15 protein-coding genes are annotated in these 20,469 nt (G+C 39.4%); 8 read left to right on the forward strand and 7 right to left on the reverse strand.

All coding sequences use genetic code 11. From position 1 onward, the window contains the following. The first annotated feature begins 54 nt into the window (after nt 1–54). Nucleotides 55–1,461: a 6-phospho-beta-galactosidase gene (gene lacG, locus M1F97_RS02885; RefSeq protein WP_247944125.1), complete on the forward strand. Its 1,407-nt coding sequence runs from the start codon at nt 55–57 to the stop codon at nt 1,459–1,461. 39 nt (nt 1,462–1,500) lie between these two features. Here the strand turns inward: lacG and M1F97_RS02890 are convergent, their stop codons facing one another. The 5 genes from M1F97_RS02890 to nrdH form a co-directional block, all read right to left on the reverse strand. Next, the gene (locus M1F97_RS02890) at nt 1,501–2,268 is read right to left on the reverse strand and encodes a DeoR/GlpR family DNA-binding transcription regulator (protein ID WP_247944126.1); all 768 of its coding nucleotides are present in this window, start codon (nt 2,266–2,268) and stop codon (nt 1,501–1,503) included. Between the two features lie 139 nt (nt 2,269–2,407). Beyond that, complete coding sequence (gene nrdF / locus M1F97_RS02895; protein WP_247944127.1) at nt 2,408–3,370, reverse strand: class 1b ribonucleoside-diphosphate reductase subunit beta; 963 nt, start codon at nt 3,368–3,370, stop codon at nt 2,408–2,410. Nucleotides 3,371–3,372: 2 nt separating this feature from the next. Next, on the reverse strand, nt 3,373–3,603 hold the full coding sequence (locus M1F97_RS02900; protein ID WP_247944128.1) for a hypothetical protein: 231 nt from the start codon (nt 3,601–3,603) through the stop codon (nt 3,373–3,375). A gap of 57 nt (nt 3,604–3,660) precedes the next feature. Further along, nucleotides 3,661–5,820, reverse strand: coding sequence for a class 1b ribonucleoside-diphosphate reductase subunit alpha (nrdE, locus tag M1F97_RS02905; protein WP_247944129.1), 2,160 nt, complete (start codon nt 5,818–5,820; stop codon nt 3,661–3,663). Nucleotides 5,821–5,901: 81 nt separating this feature from the next. Then, a complete protein-coding gene (gene nrdH, locus M1F97_RS02910) occupies nt 5,902–6,120 on the reverse strand; it encodes a glutaredoxin-like protein NrdH (protein ID WP_000259240.1) in 219 nt (72 codons plus the stop codon). 675 nt (nt 6,121–6,795) lie between these two features. On the opposite strand from nrdH, the gene M1F97_RS02915 reads away from it, so the two are divergent. From M1F97_RS02915 to M1F97_RS02940, 6 genes are all read left to right on the forward strand, one after another. Continuing rightward, nucleotides 6,796–8,016, forward strand: a complete 1,221-nt coding sequence (locus M1F97_RS02915; protein WP_247944130.1) for an alpha/beta hydrolase family protein — start codon at nt 6,796–6,798, stop codon at nt 8,014–8,016. A 461-nt stretch (nt 8,017–8,477) separates the two neighbouring features. After that, nucleotides 8,478–8,741, forward strand: coding sequence for a phosphocarrier protein HPr (locus M1F97_RS02920; protein WP_000146947.1), 264 nt, complete (start codon nt 8,478–8,480; stop codon nt 8,739–8,741). 4 nt (nt 8,742–8,745) lie between these two features. After that, complete coding sequence (ptsP, locus tag M1F97_RS02925) at nt 8,746–10,479, forward strand: phosphoenolpyruvate--protein phosphotransferase (RefSeq protein ID WP_247944319.1); 1,734 nt, start codon at nt 8,746–8,748, stop codon at nt 10,477–10,479. 255 nt (nt 10,480–10,734) lie between these two features. Then, the gene (locus M1F97_RS02930) at nt 10,735–13,239 is read left to right on the forward strand and encodes a pneumococcal-type histidine triad protein (protein WP_247944131.1); all 2,505 of its coding nucleotides are present in this window, start codon (nt 10,735–10,737) and stop codon (nt 13,237–13,239) included. A 196-nt stretch (nt 13,240–13,435) separates the two neighbouring features. Beyond that, on the forward strand, nt 13,436–14,353 hold the full coding sequence (locus M1F97_RS02935) for a metal ABC transporter solute-binding protein, Zn/Mn family (RefSeq protein ID WP_247944132.1): 918 nt from the start codon (nt 13,436–13,438) through the stop codon (nt 14,351–14,353). 7 nt (nt 14,354–14,360) lie between these two features. Next, the gene (locus tag M1F97_RS02940; RefSeq protein ID WP_247944133.1) at nt 14,361–17,540 is read left to right on the forward strand and encodes a pneumococcal-type histidine triad protein; all 3,180 of its coding nucleotides are present in this window, start codon (nt 14,361–14,363) and stop codon (nt 17,538–17,540) included. 36 nt (nt 17,541–17,576) lie between these two features. Here M1F97_RS02940 and pepT read toward each other — a convergent pair whose 3' ends face one another. After that, the gene (gene pepT / locus M1F97_RS02945) at nt 17,577–18,800 is read right to left on the reverse strand and encodes a peptidase T (protein WP_247944134.1); all 1,224 of its coding nucleotides are present in this window, start codon (nt 18,798–18,800) and stop codon (nt 17,577–17,579) included. Between the two features lie 152 nt (nt 18,801–18,952). Between pepT and hemH the strand changes: the two genes are divergently transcribed. Next, entirely contained in the window at nt 18,953–20,047 is a 1,095-nt protein-coding gene (gene hemH, locus M1F97_RS02950; protein ID WP_247944135.1) for a ferrochelatase, read from the forward strand. Nucleotides 20,048–20,088: 41 nt separating this feature from the next. Here hemH and mscL read toward each other — a convergent pair whose 3' ends face one another. Next, nucleotides 20,089–20,469 (reverse strand): large conductance mechanosensitive channel protein MscL, encoded by a 381-nt coding sequence (gene mscL / locus M1F97_RS02955; RefSeq protein WP_153196912.1) that lies wholly within the window; start codon nt 20,467–20,469, stop codon nt 20,089–20,091.

Raw genomic sequence — 20,469 nt, forward strand, 5'->3', positions numbered from 1 at the left:
AACTCCTCCCAACTATGTCCCCATCTCATTTCTATTTCTTGAAAGGTGAATCAAATGACAAAAACACTTCCAAAAGACTTTATTCTTGGTGGCGCAACAGCTGCCTATCAAGCAGAAGGCGCTACACATACTGATGGAAAAGGCCCAGTTGCCTGGGATAAATATCTTAAGGATAACTACTGGTACACTGCTGAGCCAGCCAGTGATTTCTACCACAAATATCCAGTTGATCTCAAACTTGCAGAAGAGTATGGTGTTAATGGTATCCGTATTTCAATCGCTTGGTCACGTATCTTTCCAACTGGTTATGGGAAGGTTAATGACAAGGGGGTTGAGTTCTATCACAATCTATTTGCAGAGTGCCACAAACACCATGTTGAGCCCTTCGTGACCCTCCATCACTTTGATACACCCGAGGCGCTTCATTCAAACGGAGATTTCCTGAATAGAGAAAACATTGATCACTTTGTGGATTATGCAGCCTTCTGTTTTGAAGAATTTCCTGAAGTTAACTTTTGGACAACCTTTAATGAAATTGGGCCGATAGGAGATGGTCAGTATTTGGTTGGGAAGTTCCCTCCAGGTATTCAGTACGACCTTGCCAAAGTCTTCCAATCTCACCACAATATGATGGTTTCACATGCGCGTGCAGTAAAACTTTTCAAGGATAAGGGATATAAGGGTGAGATTGGTGTGGTTCACGCCCTGCCTACCAAGTATCCTCTGGATCCTGAAAATCCTGCAGATATCCGTGCAGCCGAGTTAGAAGATATTATCCATAACAAGTTTATCCTAGACGCGACTTATCTAGGTCGATACTCTGAAAAAACCATGGAAGGTGTCAACCATATCTTAGCAGTCAATGGTGGAAGTTTAGATCTGCGTGAAGAAGACTTCGCTGTGCTAGAAGCTGCAAAAGACCTGAATGACTTCCTTGGTATTAACTACTATATGAGTGATTGGATGCAAGCCTTTGATGGAGAAACAGAAATCATTCACAATGGTAAGGGTGAAAAAGGAAGCTCTAAATATCAGATTAAGGGAGTTGGACGCCGAGTGGCGCCTGACTATGTCCCACGTACGGACTGGGACTGGATTATCTATCCTCAAGGTTTGTATGATCAAATTATGCGCGTGAAGAAAGATTACCCAAATTACAAGAAAATCTACATCACAGAGAATGGTCTCGGATACAAAGATGAGTTTGTGGATGGGACAGTCTACGATGATGGACGGATTGATTATGTTAAGAAACATATGGAAGTGATTGCAGATGCAATCTCTGATGGAGCCAATGTCAAAGGCTACTTTATCTGGTCGCTGATGGATGTCTTTTCTTGGTCAAATGGTTACGAAAAGCGTTACGGCCTCTTCTATGTTGATTTTGAAACCCAGGAGCGTTATCCAAAGAAATCAGCTCACTGGTACAAGAAACTAGCTGAGACACAACTTATTGAATAAAATTTAACAAAAATTCCCCGCCAAAAAGCAGGGGAATTTTTATGGTTTTGATAAAAGAATGGTTGTTTGTTTCGACAGATCTTCAAATGTCTCCTGACTTAGTTTGGAATCTGAAACGATGGTATCAATCTCTGAGATATTGTAGAAAGTATAAAAATCAAACTTATTAAACTTACTGTGGTCTGCCAGTAAGTATTTTTTATTGGCATTGTTCAAGGCGATTCGTTGTACCTCGCCCTCTTCTTCACTGAAAGTAGCAATTGCCTTATCCTTAATGCCATTACAGCTAACAAAAGCCTTAGAAAACTGAAGATTGGCTAAATCCTGCAAGGTAAGTGTTCCCACAAAAGCACCAGTGATAGCGCGATAATTTCCACCAATCAAAATCAAATCTGTTAGTTTTCGTTCGTTTAGGATGAGAAAAACAGGAAGACTGTTTGTTACAACACGAATATTATCGATAGGGAGTTCACGAGCAAAACATTCTAAGGTTGTTCCTGGCCCGATAAAAATGGTTTCACCTTCGTCAATCAAATGACCTGCAAAACGGCTAATTTCTTGTTTTTCAGCAATCTGCAAGCCTTGTTTTTCGACGTTTGAGCGTTCGTTGTTTAAGAGAGAACCTGTACGAAGTTTTTCAGCGCCACCATGCACACGGACCAGCAAATCCTTGTCTGCTAGTTCTTGTAAATAGCGGCGAGCTGTCATATCTGACACATCAAGACTCTCCATAATCTCTTTTACAGTAATGGTGCCTTTTGTATTTACTGCTTCTAGAATACTATCTAGTTTTTCTTGCTTCAGCATCCTTATCACCTCGATTTCTACTATTACTATCTTACCATAAAACGCTCAATCTTTCAAATAGAAAAAAACAAAATAAAACAAAAACAAAAATATCATGGTTGTTTTAAACAAACCATGATATTTTGAATGATTGGTCAAATTAGTCTAAACCGTAGTTGTAATCCTCGTCTTGCATGGCTTCAACTTCACCAAGGAGATAACCATTTCCGACTTGAGAGAAGAAGTCGTGGTTAGAAGTTCCTGTTGAGATTCCGTTCATAACGATTGGATTGACATCATCAGCTGAATCTGGGAAAAGTGGATCTTGTCCTAGATTCATTAGAGCCTTATTGGCATTGTAGCGAAGGAAAGTTTTGACTTCTTCGGTCCAGCCAACACCGTCATAGAGGCTTTCTGTATAACTTTCTTCGTTTTCGTAGAGGGTGTAGAGCAGGTCGTACATCCATTCTTTGAGCTTCTCTTGCTCTTCTTCAGGCAATTCATTGAAACCAAGTTGGAATTTGTAACCAATGTAGGTTCCGTGAACAGACTCATCACGAATAATCAGTTTGATGATTTCCGCAACGTTGGCCAGTTTGTTGTTACCGAGATAGTAGAGAGGCGTAAAGAAACCAGAGTAGAAGAGGAAAGTTTCAAGGAAAACACTGGCAACTTTCTTTTCTAGAGGGCTACCATTGAGATAGATTTCATTGATAATTTCCGCTTTTCTTTGTAGGTAGGGGTTTGTGTCGGTCCATTCAAAGATTTCTTCGATTTCAGCCTTGGTATTCAAGGTAGAAAAGATAGAAGAGTAAGATTTTGCGTGGACAGATTCCATAAATTGGATGTTGTTGAAAACAGCTTCCTCATGCGGTGTACGGATGTCTGAGCGAAGCGCCTGAACTCCTGTTTCAGATTGCATGGTATCCAAAAGGGTCAAACCACCAAAGACTTTTCCAACCAAGTCTTTTTCTTTGTTTGATAATTTTCTCCAGTCGTCTAGGTCATTTGACAAGGGGATACGCGTATCGAGCCAAAATTGCTCCGTCAGCTTTTCCCAAGTTGATTTGTCGATGACATCTTCGATGGCATTCCAGTTAATGGCTTTGTAGTAAGTTTCCATGTTTATAATCTCTCGTTTTTTTGAATTCTTTTTTGAGACAAATACTTTCCTGCTACTGAACTACCTTTTCGTAGTGCATCAGAAGCTATTGTATTAGTTTCGTTTTCTAAATTTTCTTTATCTTTTTTAAGATCTGAGATTCTCTTTTTATCTTGTGAGTGTAACTTATTTAAAACAGAGTTTTTAAATCTCAAACTATCATTTTCTCTTTTTGTTTTACTGAATCCAAACATATACTTCTCCTAATTTGAAAAGTTAAGCTATAAATTTGAACAATTTAGAATAAAAAATCAAATCACACAGCTTTCACATTGGTTAGCACCGACTTCTCCACCGTCGTCTGTAAAGGTACGAACGTAGTAAATTGACTTGATTCCCTTGTTAAAGGCATAGTTACGAAGGATAGACAAATCACGTGTCGTTTGTTTATTTTCCTTCTTCCATTCGTAAAGACCTTTTGGAATATCACTACGCATGAAGAGGGTGAGTGAAAGCCCTTGATCCACGTGTTCAGTTGCAGCAGCGTAAACATCAATCACCTTACGCATATCCATGTCATAAGCAGAAGTGTAGTAAGGAATGGTATCTGTAGACAAGCCTGCAGCTGGATAGTAGATTTTACCGATTTTCTTCTCTTGACGTTCTTCGATGCGTTGCGTAATAGGATGGATAGAAGCAGAAACGTCGTTGATGTAGCTGATAGAACCATTTGGAGCAACAGCTAGACGGTTTTGGTGGTAAAGTCCATCTGCTTGAACCTTTTCGCGAAGTTCAGCCCAATCAGCAGCACTTGGAATAAAGACATCTTTGAAGAGTTCTTTAACACGGTCTGATTTTGGAACAAATTTGCCTGTCACATACTTGTCAAAGTAGCTACCGTTAGCATAGTCTGATTTTTCAAAGTTGTGGAAGGTGATACCACGTTCGCGAGCGATATTATTTGACTCCACCAAAGTCCAGTAGTTCATAAGCATAAAGTAGATGCTTGTAAATTCAACTGACTCAGGTGATCCATATTCGATCAGTTGTTGGGCAAGGTAGCTGTGAAGTCCCATGGCACCAAGACCAAAGGTGTGGGCCAAGCTATTTCCGTGGTCGATAGTAGGTACAGCTACAATGTGTGAACTATCTGTAACGAATGTCAAAGCACGGACCATAGCACGGATAGAACGACCAAAGTCAGGTGAAGTCATCATGTTGACCACGTTTGTTGAACCAAGGTTACATGAAACGTCTGTTCCCATTTGAAGGAATTCTTGAGCATCGTTGATCAAGCTTGGTTCTTGAACTTGAAGAATCTCAGAACACAAGTTACTCATGATGATTTTCCCATCAATTGGATTTGCACGGTTAGCCGTATCAATGTTGACTACATAAGGGTAACCAGACTCTTGTTGCAATTTAGAGATTTCAGTTTCCAAATCACGCGCTTTGATTTTTGTCTTGCGGATATTTGGATTTGCAACCAATTCATCGTATTTTTCAGTGATGTCGATGTAGTTGAATGGCACACCATATTCAAGCTCTACAGAATATGGGCTAAAGAGATACATTTCTTCATTTTTTCGAGCCAATTCGTAGAATTTATCGGGTACTACAACACCGAGTGAAAGGGTCTTAACCCGAACTTTTTCATCGGCATTTTCTTTCTTGGTTGAAAGGAAAGCGATGATATCTGGGTGAAAGACGTTGAGGTAGACAACCCCAGCACCTTGACGTTGACCAAGTTGGTTTGAGTAAGAGAAGCTGTCTTCAAAAAGCTTCATAACTGGTACGACACCAGAAGCTGCTCCTTCATAACCCTTGATAGGTGCACCAGCTTCACGAAGGTTGCTGAGAGAAATTCCCACACCACCACCGATACGAGAAAGTTGAAGAGCAGAGTTGATAGAACGTCCGATAGAGTTCATGTCATCAGTTACTTGAATCAAGAAACAAGATACCAACTCTCCACGACGAGCACGACCAGCATTCAAGAAGGAAGGAGTAGCTGGTTGGTAGCGTTGGTGGATGATTTCATTGGCAATATCAGTCGCAATCGCCTCATCACCGTCAGCGAAATAAAGCGCATTAAAGAAGACGCGGTCTTCCATGCTTTCAAGGTAATATTCACCGTCATTAGTTTTCAAGGCGTACTGATTGTAAAACTTGTAGGCAGCCATGAATGATTTGAATTGGAAGTTTTGATCCTTGATGAATTGATGCAATTCTTCCAAAAACTCTGGACGGTATTTCTTGAGAAAGGCAGTTTCGATGTAGTTGTGTTTAATGAGGTAGTTGATTTTATCAGTGATCGAATCAAAAACCATAGTATTTGGAACTACATTTTCTTTAAAGAAGGCATCCAAGGCATCCTTATCTTTATGAAGCATGATTTGTCCATTAACAGGACGGTTGATTTCGTTATTGAGACGGAAGTAAGTTACGTCCTCAAGATGTTTTAATCCCATAAAAATTCCCTTATCTAATTACAAAAGAAAGGCCTCTAAGTTAGCCCTAGAAGCGAGTTTCTTCTGGATGATGTACTAAGATTATGCTAATTGTTTCAGTTTTCCTGGCTGGAAGCCTGAAAAGACTTCAGTTGGTGTTTGGATAACAGGAGCTGCGCTGAAACCGAGCTCTTTAACCTGATCAATATACTCTGGTTGCTCGTCGAGATTGATCTCACGATAAGCGACATTGTTACTATCCAAGAAACGTTTGGTCATTTTACATTGTACACAATTATTTTTAGAATAAACCGTTACCATTTTCGTAACTCCTCATAAAATTTGATTACTTTCTTAGTATATCAGAAAAAAAAACTTTGTCAAACTTTTTAAACTAAATCTTGTGCCTAAAAGTTACAGTTTTAAAATTAAAATACAAGATATAGTGGTTTTTGAAAGAAGTTGAAAATGGCAAAAATCGTAAGAGCATGAATAAGTTTAGCGGAGACAATGCTTTAACAAAACTGAAACTGTAATATTAATGAAAAAAAGAAAGTCTCTGCACAAGATGTCCCTATATTTTGTATTAAAATATTTAAAAGATAACTAAAATGAAGATGTTAGATTATACTGCATTCATCCAAATAGATTATGAATTTCGTATTCTTGATAGAGAGTATATAACTGTAATTTTTGGGAAGTATTCGCTTTATGTGGTATACTAGTAGTGACCATAGAACTTATAGATAGGAATAAATTTAAAAATGAAGCTATGAAAAGAGTTTATAGCGATTACGATATTTAGGTATATAGACTATTTAAAAAATATAAAAGACAGTAGATGAGTTAGATAAATGTTGAATATGCAAAAACTATTAGAATAGAGTTATTCACTTTAGAAACTTATACTTACTGTGGAAATATATAGTATAATGTTGTTAGGGAAATAGAATTAATAGATTAATAAATGAAAGAATGCAAATCAGGAGGTGCGTGGTGAAAGAAAACGAGGTTATTTTAAAACGGCAATCTACTCGCGTATTTTTTAAGAATGGGGATACGGATTTTTTCTTTAATTGGTTGCTAGGAATCGGTGAAGTTTTTGGCTTCTCTCATGGAGAGCTGTATTATCTTGCTCAAAAGTTAGGTAATTCACCAAAACCTGATGACTGGAAAAATGAGTTTTTATCACATGTGAACTATCTTGAACAAAAGGTTAGTAATTTAGGTTTGAGTGAACAAACAAAGGCGCAGTATTATCTCGCACAGACCTACTCACTTCGATCGGCAATCCAGTTTACTGATCCATTTTCTGCCGAATACTTACCTATCGTTTGTCAAATGGAGAAGGCGTTCTCTAGTGCAATTCATTCACTAGGTACACCGATTGAAAAACTAACTATTGCTTATCAAGATTCCTACTTGCCTGGTTATTATCTTCATAGCGGTGATAATTGCCCAACGCTGATTATGATTGGTGGAGGTGATACTTATCGCGAAGATTTATTTTATTTTGCAGGATATCCTGGATGGATACGAAATTATAATGTTTTAATGGTTGATCTTCCTGGTCAAGGGAGCAATCCTAGTAGAGGGCTGGTCTTTGATGTGGATGCTTCTATTCCAATTTCATTATGCATAGACTGGTTGGAAAATAGAAATCCTAAACTAAATTATTTAGCTATTTATGGTGTCAGCGGAGGGGGATATTTTACCGCACAAGCTGTCGAAAAGGATCCAAGAATTCATGCTTGGATTGCTAGTACCCCTATTTACGACGTTGCAGAGCTCTTCAGAAAAGAATTCGGATCAAGTTTGAAAGCACCTAGTTGGTTAATAAATGCCATTTTAAAATTAGCTGGAAATTTGAATGAATCAGCAAATTTGAATCTTAAAAAGTATGCATGGCAGTTTGGTACTTCTGATTTTAAGAGTGCTATTGATGATGTATTTAACTATGCAAAGATTGTAGATTATCAAAAAATTCAATGCCCATGCCTGTTTATCATGGGAAAGGGTGAGGGTGCTGAACTGCAGCATCAAACTAAGGTGATTTATGAAGAACTTAAATCTAAAAATCAACAAACTAAACTTCAAGTATTTGAGGCGGAAAGTGGTGCGGACGCTCATTGCCAAGTCAATAATCTAAGACTCGCCCATAATGTCGTTTTTGACTGGTTGGATACTTTATTTGAATGGAATCAATCAAAGTTTTAGTTCTACTTATACCACTTAGATATATCTACCTTTTTACTGTTAGGGGCTACAAACTTATTTTACTTTAAGTAGCAAATTGAATAAATTCTCTACTGTTGATGGTAAGAGTAGGTTTTAGAATTTCAGGATTTGATGAAGTCTTTTCAAATAATGGATTTACTGAGTTATATTAATTATAGTTAAATAGTATTATTTCATTATTTACTAGGATTGTCCTCTGATTGGTATTAAGGGAAAATAGCTTTGAAAATTGAATTTTGATGATGACATTCTTTGAACAATTAGTGTTTAGATATGCTATTTAGTTACTAGAGTGCTCATTTAATAGAAAAAGAAGTAATTTCATTTTCAGTAAAAGTCCATAAAATACTTGAAAAATTATCTTGAAGATGATATAATACAATCTTGTAAGGGTTATCACATATAACTCAAATAGAAAACACTTAAAGGAGAGTCAAACTATGGCTTCTAAAGATTTCCACGTAGTGGCAGAAACAGGTATTCACGCACGCCCAGCAACATTGTTGGTTCAAACAGCTAGCAAATTTGCTTCAGATATTACTCTTGAGTACAAAGGTAAATCAGTAAACCTTAAATCTATCATGGGTGTTATGAGTCTTGGTGTTGGCCAAGGTGCTGACGTTACAATTTCAGCTGAAGGTGCAGATGCTGACGACGCAATCGCTGCTATCTCAGAAACAATGGAAAAAGAAGGATTGGCATAAGGAAATGACAGAAATGCTTAAAGGAATCGCAGCATCTGACGGTGTTGCAGTTGCAAAAGCATATCTACTCGTTCAACCGGATTTGTCATTCGAGACTGTTACAGTCGAAGATACAAACGCAGAAGAAGCTCGCCTTGATGCCGCTCTACAAGCATCACAAGACGAGCTTTCTGTTATTCGCGAGAAAGCAGTAGGTACGCTAGGGGAAGAAGCAGCTCAAGTTTTTGACGCTCACTTAATGGTTCTTGCTGACCCAGAAATGATCAGCCAAATCAAAGAAACAATCCGTGCGAAGAAAGTGAATGCAGAAGCAGGTTTGAAAGAAGTTACAGACATGTTTATCACTATCTTTGAAGGTATGGAAGACAACCCATACATGCAAGAACGTGCAGCGGATATCCGCGACGTGACAAAACGTGTATTGGCAAATCTACTTGGTAAAAAATTGCCAAACCCAGCTTCCATCAATGAAGAAGTAATCGTCATTGCTCATGACTTGACTCCTTCTGATACAGCTCAATTGGACAAAAACTTTGTAAAAGCTTTTGTAACCAACATTGGTGGACGTACAAGCCACTCAGCTATCATGGCACGTACGCTTGAAATTGCTGCTGTATTGGGTACAAACAACATCACTGAAATCGTTAAAGATGGTGACATCCTTGCCGTTAACGGTATCACAGGTGAGGTTATTATCAACCCAACTGATGAGCAAGCGGCTGAATTCAAGGCTGCTGGTGAAGCTTATGCGAAGCAAAAAGCTGAATGGGCGCTCTTGAAAGATGCTAAAACAGTAACTGCGGATGGTAAACACTTTGAATTGGCTGCAAACATTGGTACTCCCAAAGACGTGGAAGGTGTCAATGACAACGGTGCTGAAGCTGTTGGTCTTTACCGTACAGAGTTCTTGTACATGGATTCTCAAGACTTCCCAACAGAAGACGAGCAGTACGAAGCTTACAAGGCTGTACTTGAAGGAATGAACGGTAAACCTGTTGTCGTTCGTACAATGGATATCGGTGGAGATAAGGAACTTCCTTACTTCGATATGCCTCACGAAATGAACCCATTCCTTGGATTCCGTGCCCTTCGTATCTCTATCTCTGAGACTGGAGATGCTATGTTCCGCACACAAATCCGTGCCCTTCTTCGTGCGTCTGTTCACGGTCAATTGCGTATCATGTTCCCAATGGTTGCGCTCTTGAAAGAATTCCGTGCAGCCAAAGCAGTCTTTGACGAAGAAAAAGCAAACCTTCTTGCTGAAGGTGTTGCAGTTGCGGATAATATTCAAGTTGGTATCATGATCGAGATTCCTGCAGCAGCTATGCTTGCAGACCAATTTGCCAAAGAAGTTGACTTCTTCTCAATTGGTACAAACGACTTGATCCAATACACAATGGCAGCAGACCGTATGAACGAGCAAGTTTCATACCTTTACCAACCATACAACCCATCAATCCTTCGCTTGATCAACAACGTTATCAAAGCAGCTCACGCTGAAGGTAAATGGGCTGGTATGTGTGGTGAGATGGCTGGTGACCAACAAGCTGTTCCACTTCTTGTCGGAATGGGCTTGGATGAGTTCTCTATGTCAGCAACATCTGTACTTCGTACACGTAGCTTGATGAAGAAACTCGACACAGCTAAGATGGAAGAGTACGCTAACCGTGCCCTTACAGAATGCTCAACAATGGAAGAAGTTCTTGAACTTCAAAAAGAATACGTTGATTTTGAATAATCAAAAAGTCCTTGCAACTCGGTTGTAGGGATTTTTTTTGATATTTTAAAAAGAATTTTCAAGAAAATCTTTCTTATAGAAAGTCCAATCTTGAAAAAGTGGTGGTTAGAACAAAAAAATACTTAACCGGTTCATAAAATTCTTGACAAGTTGAAAATTTAGGAGTAAACTATTAACCAGTTAACTATTAGAGAGGAGTTTCTGCAATTTAGAAATGAATTGCGACTAGAAATATCAAAAAGAAAGAGAGTTTCGATGAAAATTAATAAAAAATACCTTGCTGGTTCTGCGGCAGCTTTGATTTTAAGTGTTTGTTCTTACGAGTTGGGACTTTATCAAGCCAGAACGATTAAGGAAAATAATCGTGTTTCCTATATAGATGGAAAACAAGCAACGCAAAAAACGGAGAATCTGACTCCTGATGAGGTTAGCAAACGTGAAGGAATTAATGCAGAGCAAATCGTCATCAAGATAACAGACCAAGGCTATGTCACTTCACATGGCGACCACTATCATTATTATAATGGTAAGGTTCCTTATGATGCGATTTTTAGTGAAGAATTACTCATGAAGGATCCAAACTATAGGCTAAAAGATGAGGATATTGTTAATGAGGTCAAGGGTGGTTATGTTATTAAGGTAGATGGAAAATACTATGTTTACCTTAAGGATGCTGCCCATGCTGATAATGTCCGTACAAAAGAGGAAATCAATCGACAAAAACAAGAGCATAGTCAGCATCGTGAAGGTGGGACTCCAAGAAACGATGGTGCTGTAGCTCTGGCACGTTCGCAAGGACGTTATACCACAGATGATGGTTACATATTTAATGCATCTGATATCATTGAGGATACTGGCGATGCTTATATCGTTCCTCATGGTGATCATTACCATTATATTCCTAAGAATGAGTTATCAGCTAGCGAATTGGCTGCTGCAGAAGCCTTCCTATCTGGTCGGGGAAGTTTGTCAAGTTCAAGAACCTATCGCCGACAAAATAGCGATAGCAGCCCAAGAACTAACTGGGTTCCTTCTGTAAGCAATCAGGGAACTACCAATACTAACACAAGCAACAACAGTAACACTAACAGTCAAGCAAGTCAAAGTGATGACATTGATAGTCTTTTGAGACAGCTCTACAAACTGCCTTTGAGCCAACGACACGTGGAATCAGATGGACTTGTCTTTGATCCAGCGCAAATCACAAGTCGTACAGCCAGAGGTGTAGCTGTCCCTCATGGTAACCATTACCACTTTATCCCTTATGAACAAATGTCTGAGTTAGAAGAGCGAATCGCTCGCATCATTCCACTTCGTTACAGTTCGAACCATTGGGTGCCAGATTCAAGACCAGAACAACCAAACCCACAACCGAATCCGCAACCTGCACCAACTCCTCAACTAGCTCCAAGCAATCCAATTGATGAGAAATTAGTCAAACAGGCGATTCGAAAAGTAGCTGATGGCTATGTATTTGAGGAGAATGGAGCCTCACGTTATATTTCTGCCAAGGAACTTTCCGCAGAAACAGCAGCAGCCATTGATAGTAAACTAGCCAAGCAGGAAAGTTATTCTCATGAGTTAGGTCCTAAGAAAACCAACCTTCCATCTGGTGATCAAGGATTTTACAATAAGGCTTATGATTTACTAGCAAGAGTTCATCAAGACTTACTTGATAATAAAGGGCGCCAAGCTGATTTTGAGGCTTTGGATAAACTCTTGGAACGACTCAACGATGCCTCAAGTGATAAAGTCCAGTTGGTCGATGATATCTTGGCCTTTTTAGCACCGATTCGTCATCCAGAACGTTTAGGAAAAGCAAATGCGCAAATTTCTTATACTGATGATGAGATTCAAGTAGCCAAGCTGGCAGGTAAGTATACAACAGAAGACGGTTATATCTTTGATCCTCGTGATATCACCAGTGATGAGGGGGATGCCTATGTAACTCCACATATGACCCATAGTCATTGGATTAAGAAAGATAGTTTGTCTGAAGCCGAAAGAGCGGCAGCCCAGGCTTATGCTAAAGAGAAAGGTTTGACTCCTCCTTCAACAGACCATCAAGGTTCAGGAAACACTGAGGCTAAAGAAGCAGAAGCTATCTACAACCGCGTGAAAGCAGCTAAGAAGGTGCCCCTTGATCGTATTCCATATAATCTCCAACATACTGTGGAAGTCAAAAACGGTAGTTTCATCATTCCTCATTATGACCATTACCATAACATCAAATTTAAGTGGTTTGACGAAGGACTTTATGAAGCACCTAAAGGATATACTCTTGAGGATCTCTTTGCGACTGTCAAGTACTATGTCGAACATCCAAACGAACGTCCGCATTCAGATAGTGGTTGGGGAAATGCAAGTGACCATGTTCAAAGAAACCAAAATGGTCAAGCTGATACCAATCAAACGGAAAAACCAACAGAGGAAAAACCTCGGACAGACAAACCTGAGGAAGAAAAACCTCACGAAGAGAAGCCTCAAAGTGAGAAACCAGAGTCTCCAAAACCAACAGAGGAACCTGAGGAAGAATCGCCAGAGGAGCCAGAAGAAACTCAGGTTGAGACTGAAAAGGTTGAAGCGAAGTTGAGAGAAGCTGAAGATTTACTTGCAAAAATCCAAGACCCCATTATCAAGTCCAATGCCAAAGAAACTCTAACGGGATTAAAGAATAACTTGCTATTTGGCGCTCAGGACAACAATACTATTATGGCAGAAGCTGAAAAGTTGTTGGCATTGTTAAAGGAGAGTAAGTAAAGGTAGCAGCATTTTCTAGTTCCTAAAAAACAGGATAGGAGAACTAGAAAAGTTAAAATCGAAAATGAGAACAGAATGTAAGTTCTAGTTCTCATTTTTTTCATGAAAATATGTAAAATATCTTGACAGATAGTGTAAATAAAGATAAACTATTTACTAGTTAATTAAATGGTTAAATACTAGTTAAGGAGTAATGATGAAAAAAAGAACATTTCTATTATTAATGACAGGCCTGTTGGTTCTTGTCTTAGGAGCATGTAGTCAAAAAGAAAAACAAGAAGCAAAAGGGATGAAGATAGTAACAAGTTTTTACCCAATCTATGCCATGGTCAAAGAGGTATCAGGTGACTTGAATGATGTACGGATGATTCAGTCAAGTAGTGGTATTCACTCCTTTGAACCTTCAGCAAATGATATTGCTGCTATCTATGACGCGGATGTCTTTGTCTACCACTCTCATACGCTCGAATCTTGGGCGGGAAGTCTGGATCCTAACTTGAAAAACTCAAAAGTTAAAGTTTTAGAAGCTTCTGAAGGAATGACATTGGAGCGTGTACCTGGCTTAGAAGATGTAGAAGCTGGTGACGGCATCGATGAAAAAACACTCTATGACCCTCACACTTGGTTAGATCCTGAAAAAGCAGGCGAAGAGGCACAGATTATTGCGGACAAACTTTCGGAGATTGACAGTGCCAATAAGGAAACCTATCAAAAGAATGCTAAAAACTTTATAGCAAAGGCCCAAGAATTGACTAAGAAGTACCAGCCTATTTTTGAAAAAGCGAGTCAAAAGACTTTTGTTACACAACATACAGCCTTTTCTTATCTTGCTAAACGGTTTGGATTGAAACAGCTTGGAATTGCTGGTATCTCTCCTGAACAAGAGCCGAGTCCGAGACAGTTGACTGAAATCCAAGAATTTGTCAAAACCTATAAGGTCAAAACAATTTTTACTGAAAGCAATGCTTCCTCTAAAGTAGCTGAAACCTTGGTCAAATCAACAGGAGTTAATCTAAAAACACTCAATCCTTTGGAAGCAGACCCTGAAAACGACAAAACGTACTTAGAAAACCTAGAAGAAAATATGAATGTTCTTGCAGAAGAATTAAAATGAGGAGATTATGAAAATTAATAAAAAATACCTTGTAGCAGGATCGGCTCTTGTCCTTTCCCTAAGCCTTTGCATCTATGCATTGAACCAACACCAGGTAGAAGGAAACAAAGATAATAACCGTGTGTCTTACGTTGATGGGAAGCAAGACTCTCAAAAAACAGAGACTCAGACACCAGATCAAGTTAGCAAAAAAGAAGATATTCAGGCTGAACAAATTGTTGTGAAAATTACCGATCAAGGTTATGTGACTTCACACGGTGATCATTTCCATTATTACAATGGTAAAGTTCCTTTTGACGCGATTTTCAGCGAAGAACTGTTGATGAAAGATGCCAATTATCAACTGAAAGACGCTGACATTGTCAACGAAATCAAAGGTGGCTACATTATCAAGGTGGATGGCAAGTATTATGTCTACCTTAAGGATGCGGCTCATGCTGATAATATTCGTACAAAGGACGAAATTGAACGCCAAAAACAAGGTCATACACATGATGCGCCAACTTCTAACGGTGCTGTGACACTTGCACGATCACAAGGACGCTATACTACCGACGATGGATACATCTTTAATCCATCTGATATTATAGAGGATACTGGCGATGCTTATATCGTTCCTCATGGTGGACATTACCACTACATACCTAAGAGTTCCTTGTCTGCTAGCGAATTGGCTGCTGCGCAAGCCTACCTCTCTGGAACTAGAAAACAGCCAAGTGTGACTGACTATCGTCCAAGCCAAAATGGAACCAGTCAAACCACTAATTCTAGTCAACAAACTGAAACACCAAGCAATCCAGAAGAGAACCTTCAGAATTTATTAAAACAGCTCTATGCACTTCCAAGTAATCAACGTTATGCAGAATCTGATGGCTTGATTTTTGACCCTGCTAAGATTTCAAGCAGAACACCGAGTGGCGTAGCGATTCCTCACGGAAATCACTATCATTTCATTCCGTATACAAAGCTTTCTGCTTTGGAAGAAAAGATTGCACGTATGGTTCAGTTGAGTGATGGTAATTCTACGTTTTCTCCATCTGTAAAAACAACTAAAGTCGATCAGCTACTTTCGACTCCACTGTTTAACAGAGGAGCAGAAAATCATTCTACAAATACAGGAACTTACTCAACAGATGATGGTTATGTCTTTAATCCAAATGATGTAGTGGAAGATACTGGGAACGCCTATATTGTAAGACACGGGAATCATTTCCATTACATCCCTAAGTCATCACTTACAACTGGACCTCAATCCTTGCCAAACAATACCACAAGGCCTGTACCAGTAGCTCCTTCACATCATGATGAAGAACATGATCATGGTTTTGCAGCTGACCGTGTCATTAGTGAAGATGAGCAAGGGTTTGTAGTTTCTCATGGAGATCACGCTCATTATTTCTTTAAGAAGGACTTGACTGCAGCCCAAATCAAAGCTGCCCAAGATCACTTGAAAAAAAATCATCAGTCTCAGCATGTTCAACCACTTGCAAAGACTGTGGAAAGTTTCTCAAGAGATGCTAGCGATGAAGAAAAAATCAAGTATATCTCACAGACTTACGGGGTTCCGCTCGAAGCAATTCGTATTTCAAATGGCTTCTTTGTCTTTGGAAATCCGGATCAAGCCTATGATCCAACCCATATCCATCCCTATGCTGTTCGAAAAGAACATGTTCGTATTCCTCTCCAAACGGGGAATCCAGAACTGGATTTCCTAAATGAACTTTATACGACTGCCCTACGTGATGGGGTATCTCCTTATAGTTTACAGGTAGAAAATGGTAGTTTTGTTATTCCTCATGGTGACCACAATCACTACATTAAGGTTCAGACCAAGGACTATGAAGTAGCTTTGAAAAACAAGATTCCAGCCCTACAATCGACCTATCAACCTGGGGCTTTTGATGAACAAACTGTTCTATCTAAGGTGGATCAACTTTTAGCAGAAAGCAGAAGTCTCTACAAAGACCAGCCAATCATGCAGAGACGGGTTGAACTTGCTTTGGGGCAGTTCACCGAAAATATGAAAAAACTGGCAACAAACTCAACTGCTGGATACCTAGCAGCCTTGGATCTCTTTGATAAACAATACATCCATGTGGATCAAAGTGTGGCACCAGTTGAAACTTCACCTTTAGATAAGAAGTATCAATCCCTAGTAGATAAGATCAATACACTGGATACAGATACTTATGGCTTGCCTAAGAAAGATCTTTTGGTACATTTGCAGGAAGCTAAGCTAGCACAGGATGAGACAGAGTTGGCTGCCATTGAAGCGAAACTTCAGGCCTTGCAAGATTTCAGAGATCGAACAGGGGTTACAACAGTAGAGTACATCAAGTATTTCTATGAACATGTATCTGATGGTCGTTTGAGAGAAGAACTTCGGAACCGTGTTGCCCAGTTGACATGGGAACTTTACCAGTCACAATCTTTCCTCAAAGCAACCGACTTGAACAAGTTATTCCCAACTATTTACCAAACTAAGCTAGAAGTAGAAGAAGCTCTCAAAGAAGAACCCGTATCTACAAAAGCTGGTAAGACTATTCTAGATACGGAAAAAGTAGATAGTCAAACTGCTAAGACCGCCATCTATGAATTCCTAAAAGAACTCTACGGTGATTTTATGCCAGAAGAGCGGGTTAGCCATGTTAAGAAGGAAGAAGTGGATGCTCTTCTAACAAAAGCTGCCCAACTCCTAGCACGTGTCAAAGAGGATGGTGTCAAACAATCCCTAGCTGAAGAAGCAGCTAATATCAAAGCGGCTACTGAAAAGGAAAATGCAGACCTTGACGAAGCTAAAACACAACTTGAGGATCTTTTAAATCGTATTGCAGCGACTATCCAACGAGAGGAAAAAGAAGCAGAACAAGATCCACAAACGGTGATTATCTACCAAAAACTCTATAATGTCTTGCTCTCTCTTCACAAGTACTTAGAGGATAACAAAGGATCCGATGCTGACTTTGAACGTGTTGATGCCCTATTTGATCAACTTGCAGCTAAAAGCAGTGATAAAGAAGGTCTCCTCACTCTAGCTAAAGAGATCATTAGCTTGAACCAGGAACTCCGTTCAAAAGCAAGTGAAACTGATAGCCAATCTAAGTCTGAGAAAGACAGTGAAACAGCTGCTTCTCAACCAACAGAAAAGCAAGAGCAAACCGAGACAAGTACTCAACCAAAGGAATAAAAAGAAAGGCGAAGTAGCTGAGCTACCTCGTCTTTTTTAGTCTTTATAAGATACAATGCCAATGATGGTATCTACAGCGCGCTCCATGGTCTGAAGGCTGACGTATTCAAAACGTCCGTGCATGTTTTCACCACCAGCAAAGATATTCGGAGTTGGAATACCCATAAAGGAAATCTTAGAGCCATCAGTACCACCACGAATCGGTTCAATGATTGGTGTGATTCCCAGATCTTCCATAACGGCTTTGGCAATGGTAACGGGCGTCATATCTTTCTCAATGACTTCTTTCATATTGTAGTACTGGTCTGTCAGAGTTAAGGTCACGCGATCATTCCCAAGCTCTTGATTCATTTTGTCAGCAATAGACTGCATAGCTGCTTTACGAGCTTCAAAGGCATCCTTTTCAAAATCGCGAATGATGTAGCTTGCACGCGCCTCCTCGACACTACCTGACACATCCATAAGATGATAGAAACCTTGGTAACCATCTGTCAGTTCAGGTCGGTCATTCTCTGGAAGTTGATTATGAAAATCAATCGCTAACTGAAGAGCATTGACCATCTGGCCTTTAGCGGTACCAGGGTGAACATTGCGTCCTTGGAAATGGAGTTCAGCAGCAGCTGCTGAGAAAGTCTCGTACTGAAGTTCACCTAGTGGTCCACCATCAACAGTATAGGCAAAATCAACATCAAAGTCATCTGCATCAAACTTATTGGCACCGACACCGATTTCTTCATCTGGTCCAAAACCAACACGAATCTCACAATGCTTGATTTCAGGATGAGCAGTCAAGTATTCGATAGCTGTCATAATCTCAGCAATCCCTGACTTGTCATCAGCACCTAGCAAGGTCGTGCCGTCGGTTGTGATGAGGGTTTGGCCTGGATATTTCTCAAGGCTCTTGAAATCAGTCGGATTGAGTTTAAATCCAGAATCACCTAAGTCGATAGCTCCACCATCGTAATTTTCGATGACTTGCGGATTAACTCCCTCAGCATTAAAGTCAGCAGTGTCCATGTGGGAGATGAAGCCAATTTTACGAGCGAGCTTTGGATCATTAGCTGGTAAGGTACCAATGGCAAAACCATTTGGGAGGTAGCAAACATTTTGCAGACCGACACGTTTCATTTCAGGGATAAGAATATTGGTCGCAAAATCTACTTGGCTTTGCGTACTTGGAGTAGTAGCAGAGTGTTCATCAGAACGCGTATTGACCTTAACGTAGGTCAAGAAACGATCTAAAAGGTTGGGATAAGTCATAAAAACTCCTTTAATATCATTTTTTTCATTGTATCATAGAATGGAGAGAAAGACAAAGAGAAGTAAATAAAAATAAAATGAATGAAAGCGTTTATTTATTATATATTTCATGGTAGAATGGTAATTGAAAAAAACATCACAAGGACATATCAATGAAAAAAGCAATTTTAATGATGACATTTGGTTCGCCAGAAGAGATCACCTTTGAGAGTGTAGCGGATTTTTTTACCAATATTCGTCGTGGAATCAGACCCAAGGATCACGAGATTCAGACTCTTTATGACAATTATGTTCGTATAGGTGGTACGCCCCTGCAGAGGATTACACGTGAGGAGGTCAATTTAGTCAAGGAACGTTTAGGAGAAGAGTATGGCATCTACTTTGCCAACAAATTTTCTCGGCCCTTTATCCCTGATGTGATCAAGCAGATGGAGGCTGATGGTGTTGAAGAATGTATTTGCTTGATTTTAGAACCCCATTATTCCTTCTACTCGGTTATGGGGTATGAAAAGTTTCTGGAAAGCCAGCAAATTCGATTTTTAGTCATTAAGGATTGGTATCAGCAACAATCTTTGCTGGACTTCTGGACAGATGAGATTAGCAAAATTTTACGGAACGATGTGGGAGAAGAGTCCTTTAAGGTAATCTTCTCAGCCCATAGTGTTCCAATTTTTGCCTTGGACTTTGGAGATCCTTATATCGATCAGATTTTTGATAATAGCAAGTTGATAGCAGAGCAACTTAGTCTAACAGCAGATCAGTATACCAATACTTGGCAGAGCGAGAGTGATATTGGAATCCCTTGGATCAAGCCAGATGTACTCGAGTATTTGAGAGAACAGAAACAACATCCAGAGCATTATATTTTTGTACCAATTAGTTTTATCAGTGAGCATATCGAAGTTCTTTTTGATAACGATGTAGAATGTTATGAATTATGTCAAGAATTAGGTGTAACCTACCATCGACCACCTATGCCAAACACAGATTCCTGTTTAATTGATGCTTTAGTTGATACTGTAAGAGCCAATGAACAAAAAGAATTTAAGGAATTTCTCCCAGAAGAAGAAACCTTTGATGAGCTAGCTCCGTCAGCCACTACTAAGGATATTATGGGAGAAACAGATGACCTTCAGATGCCAGAATTTGTGAAAAAACTGATTGAGAAAAAAGGTCGTGAAAATGTGAAGATGCCTTACTTGATTAAGAAAATGCTCGAAAAGGCTGGTAAGTTACCAAAAGAGTAAAGAAAAAAGGATTTAGCTTTAAGCTAGATCCTTTATCTGTCTTATTTTTTCTCAAGAAGGGCTTTGATTTCTTGAAGAACTTCAAGTTCAGTTGGAGCAGCAGGAGCTTCCTCAGCAGCTTCTTCTTTTTTAGTAAGGCTTTGAGCTTTTTCCATAGCTTTAATAACGAAGAAGAGAACAGTACCTACAACAAGGAAGTTGATAATAGCACTCAAGAATTTACCATATGTAACACCATTCCATGCAAGCTCAGCGATATTTTGTACTTTCGCTGCTTCCAAGGCTGGGTTCAATAGGAGTGGAGTGATGATATCATTAACAAATGAAGTAACGATAGCACCGAAAGCAGAGGCGATGATTACACCGACAGCAAGGTCAACGACATTGCCACGAAGCAAAAATTCTTTAAGATCTTTTAACAT

The sequence above is a fragment of the Streptococcus oralis genome, assembly GCF_023110435.1.
Lineage (GTDB): Bacteria > Bacillota > Bacilli > Lactobacillales > Streptococcaceae > Streptococcus > Streptococcus oralis_CF.